This window comes from Streptomyces sp. RP5T (assembly GCF_003933965.1).
Classification (GTDB): Bacteria; Actinomycetota; Actinomycetes; order Streptomycetales; family Streptomycetaceae; genus Streptomyces.
Genome location: NZ_RSAJ01000443.1, coordinates 1 through 6,961, shown reverse-complemented (window position 1 = coordinate 6,961; position 6,961 = coordinate 1). Strand labels below are relative to the sequence as shown.

The 6,961-nt window shown below is 70.7% G+C and carries 7 protein-coding genes; 2 read left to right on the top strand and 5 right to left on the bottom strand.

The window, feature by feature from the left end:
• Positions 1–115 precede the first annotated feature (115 nt).
• A complete protein-coding gene (locus EHS43_RS32855) occupies positions 116–673 on the bottom strand; it encodes an acyl-CoA thioesterase (protein WP_125194317.1) in 558 nt (185 codons plus the stop codon).
• 117 nt (positions 674–790) lie between these two features.
• Here EHS43_RS32855 and EHS43_RS32850 point away from each other — a divergent pair, with 117 nt between their 5' ends.
• On the top strand, positions 791–2,095 hold the full coding sequence (locus EHS43_RS32850; protein ID WP_125194316.1) for an LCP family protein: 1,305 nt from the start codon (positions 791–793) through the stop codon (positions 2,093–2,095).
• A gap of 3 nt (positions 2,096–2,098) precedes the next feature.
• Here the strand turns inward: EHS43_RS32850 and EHS43_RS32845 are convergent, their stop codons facing one another.
• From EHS43_RS32845 to EHS43_RS32830, 4 genes are all read right to left on the bottom strand, one after another.
• On the bottom strand, positions 2,099–2,953 hold the full coding sequence (locus EHS43_RS32845; protein WP_125194315.1) for a class I SAM-dependent methyltransferase: 855 nt from the start codon (positions 2,951–2,953) through the stop codon (positions 2,099–2,101).
• Between the two features lie 72 nt (positions 2,954–3,025).
• Positions 3,026–3,388 carry a four-helix bundle copper-binding protein gene (locus EHS43_RS32840; RefSeq protein WP_125194314.1) on the bottom strand — a complete coding sequence of 121 codons (363 nt, stop codon included), beginning with the start codon at positions 3,386–3,388 and terminating at the stop codon, positions 3,026–3,028.
• Between the two features lie 164 nt (positions 3,389–3,552).
• Positions 3,553–4,005, bottom strand: a complete 453-nt coding sequence (locus tag EHS43_RS32835; RefSeq protein ID WP_125194313.1) for a DUF5707 domain-containing protein — start codon at positions 4,003–4,005, stop codon at positions 3,553–3,555.
• A 202-nt stretch (positions 4,006–4,207) separates the two neighbouring features.
• Positions 4,208–5,365, bottom strand: coding sequence for an acyl-CoA dehydrogenase (locus EHS43_RS32830; protein ID WP_125194312.1), 1,158 nt, complete (start codon positions 5,363–5,365; stop codon positions 4,208–4,210).
• A 178-nt stretch (positions 5,366–5,543) separates the two neighbouring features.
• On the opposite strand from EHS43_RS32830, the gene EHS43_RS32825 reads away from it, so the two are divergent.
• Positions 5,544–6,887 carry a UDP-glucose/GDP-mannose dehydrogenase family protein gene (locus EHS43_RS32825; RefSeq protein ID WP_125194311.1) on the top strand — a complete coding sequence of 448 codons (1,344 nt, stop codon included), beginning with the start codon at positions 5,544–5,546 and terminating at the stop codon, positions 6,885–6,887.
• The last annotated feature ends 74 nt before the right edge of the window (positions 6,888–6,961 follow it).

Below are 6,961 nucleotides of genomic sequence, written 5' to 3'. Positions count from 1 at the left end.
GAGGTGGGGTGCGTGTAGCCCCGCCCGGGGAAACCCGGGTGACGATCCTCACGAAGTGACCTGACGGCTGTCGTCCGTGACATCCGGCCGGGGGTGCGGGGAGACCGGTGACGGCTCAGTCCTCGAAGCCCTCCGCCGCCCGCTTCTCGCGGAGTTCCAGGATCGCCCGGCGTCGCGCGAGGCGGTGCGTGCGGCGGATCTGGGCCTCCTGGTAGCGGCGCCGGTCCCGTTCCGTCTCCGGGAGCACCGGCGGGACCCGGCGGGGCCTGCCGTCGGCGTCGACGGCGGCGAACACCAGGTAGGCGGAGCCGACCTGGGTGGCGGGCGTGGACTCGTTCCAGCGCTCGGCCAGGACCCGTACGCCGACCTCCATCGAGGTCCGGCCGGTCCAGTTGACCTGGGCCTTCACATGGACGAGGTCGCCCACCCTGACCGGCTCCAGGAACGCCATCTCGTCCATGGAGGCGGTGACCGCGGGACCGCCGCTGTGCCGCCCGGCCACCGCGCCCGCCGCGTCGTCCACCAGCTTCATGATCACACCGCCGTGCACGGTACCGAGGAGGTTGGTGTCGGCCTGGGTCATGATGTGGCTGAGCGTCGTACGGGATGCCGAGGTGGGCTTGCCCGGAATCTCCGGGGTGCCCTGGGGCGCGGCGGTGGCCTGGTCTGTCATGGCTCCCACCCTATGCCGACGACAATTCGGGAATTTGTGTCAGCTTGGCTACAGGGCCGCCCTGATTTTCCGACGACCCTTGTAAAGGGCACAGCGGGTACCGGCACACTGGGGCCCATGAACGATTGGCCCGAGGGATGGTCCGGCGACAACCGCGGAGACCGGTACGGACGCGGCAGCGCGAGCGCACAGCCCGAGAGCGCCCGCGTGATGCGGCAGGTCCGCCGCGGTCAGGGCGCGTACGGCCGTCAGGGCCCGTCCGCGCCGCCGTACGGCGGCGTACCGCAGCAGCAGCCGTCGTACGTCAACGGCCAGGGACACGGCGGTGACTACGACGCGTACGACAGCGACTACAACACCGGCCAGGTCTACGGCAGCCCCGGCGGCGGTGGCCACGGCGGCCCCGGCGACCCGGTCGGCGGCCGGGGTCCGCGGCCCGCGCCGAACTGGCGCAAGCGGATCAAGTGGACCGCGATCGTCGTGATCACCGGGCTGGTCGTGACGACCGTCGGCACCTACTTCTGGGCCGACTCCAAGCTCAACCGCGAGGTCGACCTGTCCAAGGTCATCGACCGGCCGGAGCAGGGCGACGGCACCAACTACCTGATCGTCGGCTCCGACAGCCGCGCCGGGCTCTCCTCCGAGCAGAAGAAGCAGCTGCACACCGGCTCCGCCGAGGGCAAGCGCACCGACTCGATGATGATCCTGCACACCGGGAGCAACGGCGACACGCTGATCTCGCTGCCGCGTGACTCGGACGTGGAGATCCCGACCTTCGTGGGCTCCGAGTCCGGCAAGACGTACAAGGGCACCGGCCGGCACGTGAAGCTGAACGCCGCCTACGCCGAGGACGGCCCCGAACTGCTGGTGCGCACGGTGGAGTTCAACACCGGCCTGAAGATCGACCACTACGTGGAGATCGGCTTCGCCGGCTTCGCGAACATCGTGGACGCGGTCGGCGGCGTCGAGATCGACATCCCGAAGGGCGGCATGAAGGACACCAAGTCCGGTGCCGACTTCCAGGCGGGCAAGCAGACCCTCAACGGCGACCAGGCCCTCGCCTTCGTCCGCACCCGCTACGCCCTCGCGGGCTCCGACCTCGACCGCACGAAGAACCAGCAGAAGTTCCTCAACGCGCTCGCCAACCAGGTCGCCACCCCGAGCACCGTCCTCAACCCCTTCAAGCTCTACCCGACGATGGGCGCGGGCCTCGACTCGCTGATCGTCGACAAGGACATGGGCCTGTACGACCTGGGCAAGATGTTCTGGGCCATGAAGGGCGTCAACGGCGGTGACGGCACCTCCATGAACATGCCGATCTCCGGCTCCACCGGCGGCAACCTGCTCTGGGACAAGGCCAAGGTGAAGACCCTGGTCGACGAGCTCAAGAACGACGAGAAGGTCACGGTCTCGGGCAACTGAGGCCTACGGCCGCCGTCCCGTGCCGAGCAGCGCGATGTGCGGAAGGGCCAACTGCCCTTCCACCACCGTGTGTTCGGCGCTCAACCGGTCGTACTCCCGCCGGATCCGTACGACGGTCCGCGGATCCTGCGAGGTGACGACCAGCCCGATGGTGGCGACGCCGCCCGCCGCGCCGCTCCACCACTCCTCCACGCCGGCCCGGTGCTCCCAGGCGAGTTCGGCCGCCTCGGACGCCACGAAGCCCGCCCCGCCGAGGAGTTGGGTGAGCCCTTCCGGCGTGCGGGGCCAGTCCTGCGTGGGGTCCAGCCGCGGCAGACACGGCGGCGGTACGGCCCCGCCCGCCTCGCAGGCCCGGCCCAGCAGGTCCTGTCCGGCGCCGCGCCGGGCGCCCCAGGTCGTGACGGCGATCCGGCCGCCGGGGCGCAGGAGGCGGTGGAGTTCGGCGAGGCCGGCGCGGGGGCGGCCGACGTGGTTGAGGACGAAGTTGCCGACGACGGCGTCGAACTCGCCGTCCGGGTAGGGCAGTTCGGGAAGCTCTGCGGTCCGTGCGTCGATCCCGCGGGCCCGGGCCGCCGCCACCATCCCGGCGTCGGCGTCCACGGCACTCACCCGGGCACCGCGCGCCCGCGCCGCCACGGCCGCCGTACCGGTGCCGGTCCCGACATCGAGGACCCGCGTGCCCCGCTCGACCCCGGCCGCGTCCAGCAGGGCCGCCACGGGGTACGCGCACAGGCGGGCGAAGCTCCCGGCGTAGGCCTCGGAACGGCCCCTCCACATCGCGCGCTCGGCGGCGTCGAAGGCCTCGGTGGCGTCCCTCTCCGGGGAGCCGGAGACGGGCGTGCTCTCGCGTGCGGTCATGCGCACCAGCCTGCCCCACGCATGATCGAGGGCACCCCGGCGGGTGCCCTCGATCCGGTCGGCCGGCCTGCGTCACATCGCCATGCCCGCCATCGACCGACAGGTCTGCGCACAGCGGCGGCACGCCTGCGCACAGCGCATCATCTGGGGATCGTCCGGCATGGACATACACGCCTCGGCGCACATCTCGCACGCCTTGGCGCACATCGCGCACATCTCGGCCGACAGGGGCGAGCGGCGCATCATCATGTCCGCGCACATGCGGGTCATGTCGGCGCAGTCGATGAGCGCGCGCATGATCTGCATCTGGGCCTGGCCGCCCCTCTGCATGCAGGAGCTCATGGTCTCCTCGCACACGCTGTGGCATTCCATGCACGCCGCCACGCAGTCCTGCGTCTCCTTGCTCATCGCGGGCATGCTCTCGGCCTGGGTCATGGCTCCTCCTCGGGACTGCGGGAGCCCGGGGCGGGCCCCGTGCCTACCGTCCTACGCCCGTCCCGTGCCGCGCGCCATCGGGCGGACGGTACCAATCCGTCCCGTATGCCCTCCTTTTCTCGGCCCGGGGAGACGCGGCCCAGGGAGAGGGGAGCGCTCGCGGATCAGGCCACGGTGAAGTCGGCGGCCCGGGTGTCGAGCCTCGTGTCGCCGTCCTTCGCGGTGGCCAGGACGGCGACGTGCCACGCGCCCCGCGGGGACGTCTCGGCGTCGGCGCGCGTGACGGTGACCTTGTAGGTGCAGCGCACGGTGTCCCCGCCGGACGGCTCGCAGGACGCCGACTCGACGGCCGCCATGTCCTTGGCCGTCAGCCCCTTCTTCGCGAAGGACGAGTCCGCCGGCCAGGCCAGGACCTTGACGTCCTTGACGCCGGAGGACGCCGTGACGTCGGTGGTGAAGGTCAGCGAGCCGCTGCGGTCGCCCTCGGGGGCGGCGTAGCGGGCGGCGCCGTGCGTCACGGACAGCGGCTGCTCCGAGGCCTGGGCCAGGGCGAAGGCTCCGGCACCACCGAGGACGAGGACACCGGCGGTCACGGACAGGGCGATACGGCGCGACATGAGAAGTTCCCTTGCTCGGGTCCACTGGATGCGTACCGGCGCTTCTGGCCGCGCCGTTGCTCCCATCCTGGCCGCGCGGCGATCACCGGGTATGAGCGCGCGTACTCAATCCCCGCCTGAGTAAAGCCCGTCGGGCGGTGAGCAGGTGAACGGGGTACGACAAAGCCCCCGGCGGCACGCCGGGGGCCTTGAGGTGGCTCCGCTAGGGAAGGTTCCTCGCCATCACGATCCGCTGGACCTGGTTCGTGCCCTCGTAGATCTGGGTGATCTTGGCATCGCGCATCATCCGCTCGACCGGGTAGTCACGGGTGTAGCCGTACCCGCCGAGGAGCTGCACCGCGTCCGTGGTGACCTCCATGGCCACGTCGGAGGCGAAGCACTTGGCCGCCGCGCCCTGGAAGGTGAGGTCCTTGTCGCCGCGCTCCGAGGCGGCCGCGGCCTGGTAGGTCAGGGCGCGGGCGGCGGCGATCTTCATGGCCATGTCGGCGAGCATGAACTGGATGCCCTGGAAGTCGGCGATGGCCTTGCCGAACTGCTTGCGCTCCTGGACGTAGCCCTTGGCGTAGTCGAGGGCGCCCTGGGCGACGCCGAGGGCCTGGGCGGCGATGGTGATGCGGGTGTGGTCCAGGGTCTTCATCGCGGTGGCGAAACCGGTGCCCTCCTCGCCGATCATGCGGTCGGCGGGGATGCGGACGTTGTCGAAGTAGACCTCGCGGGTCGGGGAGCCCTTGATGCCGAGCTTCTTCTCGGGGGCACCGAAGGAGACGCCCTCGTCGGACTTCTCGACGACGAACGCGGAGATCCCCTTGGAACGCTTCGAGGGATCCGTCACGGCCATCACCGTGTAGTACTCGGACTCGCCCGCGTTGGTGATCCAGCGCTTCACGCCGTTGAGGATCCAGTGGTCGCCGTCGCGGACGGCCTTGGTCTTCATGCCGGCCGCGTCGGAACCGGCGTCCGGCTCGGAGAGGGCGTAGGAGAACATCGCGTCGCCCTTGGCGAGCGGCGAGAGGTACTTCTTCTTCAGGTCCTCGGAGCCGGAGAGGATCACGGGGAGCGAGCCCAGCTTGTTCACGGCCGGGATCAGCGAGGAGCTCACGCAGACGCGGGCGACCTCCTCGATGACGATCACCGTGGCCAGGGCGTCGGCGCCCGCGCCGCCGTACTCCTCGGGGACGTGCACGGCGTGCAGGTCGTTGGCCACCAGCGCGTCCAGCGCCTCCCGGGGGAAACGGGCCTCCTCGTCGACCGCGGCGGCGTACGGCGCGATCTTCGCCTCCGCCAGCGAGCGGATGGCGTCCCGGAGCATGTCGTGCTCCTCGGACGGGCGGTACAGGTCGAAGTCAGCCGTTCCGGCCAAGGTCTCTCACGCTCCAAGGACGCTGTGATGCCTGTGCTAATTACCGTTAAGTAACTCAAATTTTAGGGGTCCGCCCACGGGACGGATACGTGAGCTTGGCGACAGCGGGAAAACTGCCCGCCCAGGGCGCCGACTATGCTCGGGCGCGCACTGGACCGTCCCCCTTCCTGGAGTCTTCATGGCCCTCAAGATCACCGTGATCGGCACCGGCTACCTCGGCGCCACCCACGCCGCGGCCATGGCCGAGCTCGGTTTCGAGGTGCTGGGTCTCGACGTGGTGCCCGAGAAGATCGAGATGCTCCAGCGGGGCGAGGTCCCGATGTACGAGCCGGGCCTGGAGGACCTGCTGCGCAAGCACGTCGCCGGCATCGAGGGCTCCACCGGCCGGCTGCGCTTCACCATGGACTTCGCCGAGGTCGGCGCCTTCGGTGACGTGCACTTCGTCTGCGTGAACACCCCGCAGCGGCACGGCGAGTACGCCTGCGACATGTCGTACGTCGACTCCGCGATCGCCTCCCTGGCCCCGCACCTGACCCGCCCCGCCCTCGTGGTGGGCAAGTCGACCGTGCCCGTGGGCTCCGCCGACCGGCTGGCCCGCTACCTCGCCGACCACTCCCCCGCGGGCGCGGACGCCGAACTGGCCTGGAACCCGGAGTTCCTGCGCGAGGGCTTCGCCGTGGACGACACGCTGCACCCGGACCGGATCGTCGTCGGCGTGCGCAGCGAGCGCGCGGAGAAACTGCTGCGCGAGGTGTACGCGACGCCGCTCGGCGAGGGCACGCCGTTCGTGGTGACGGACTTCCCGACCGCCGAGCTGGTGAAGACCTCCGCCAACTCCTTCCTGGCCACGAAGATCTCGTTCATCAACGCGATGGCGGAGGTCTGCGAGGCCGCCGACGGCGATGTCGCCAAGCTGGCCGAGGCCATCGGGTACGACGACCGCATCGGGAAGAAGTTCCTGCGGGCCGGGATCGGCTTCGGCGGCGGCTGTCTGCCGAAGGACATCCGCGCCTTCATGGCCCGCGCGGGTGAGCTCGGGGCCGACCAGGCGCTGACCTTCCTGCGCGAGATCGACTCGATCAACATGCGCCAGCGTGGCCAGATGGTGGAGCTGGCCCGGCAGATACTGGGCGGCGGGCCGTTCCTCGGCAAGCGCGTCGCGGTGCTCGGCGCGACCTTCAAGCCCGACTCCGACGACGTCCGCGACTCCCCCGCGCTGAACGTCGCCGGGCAGATACACCTCCAGGGCGGCCAGGTCACGGTCTACGACCCCAAGGGCATGGACAACGCCCGCCGCCTGTTCCCGACCCTCGGCTACGCCGACACCGCCGTGGACGCGGTGCGAGGCGCCGACGTCGTCCTGCACCTCACGGAGTGGCGGGAGTTCCGCGAACTGGACCCGGCCGCCCTCGGCGAGGTCGCGGCGGCGAAGGTGGTCCTGGACGGCCGCAACGCCCTGGACCCGACCCTGTGGCGCAAGGCGGGCTGGACATACCGAGCAATGGGCCGCCCGACGGCCTGAACGGCGGTTGAACGGCGGTAGGGGGCGTGGGTTCGGCGAGGCCGAACTCCGGGGACATGGCGGGAGGTTCGGCG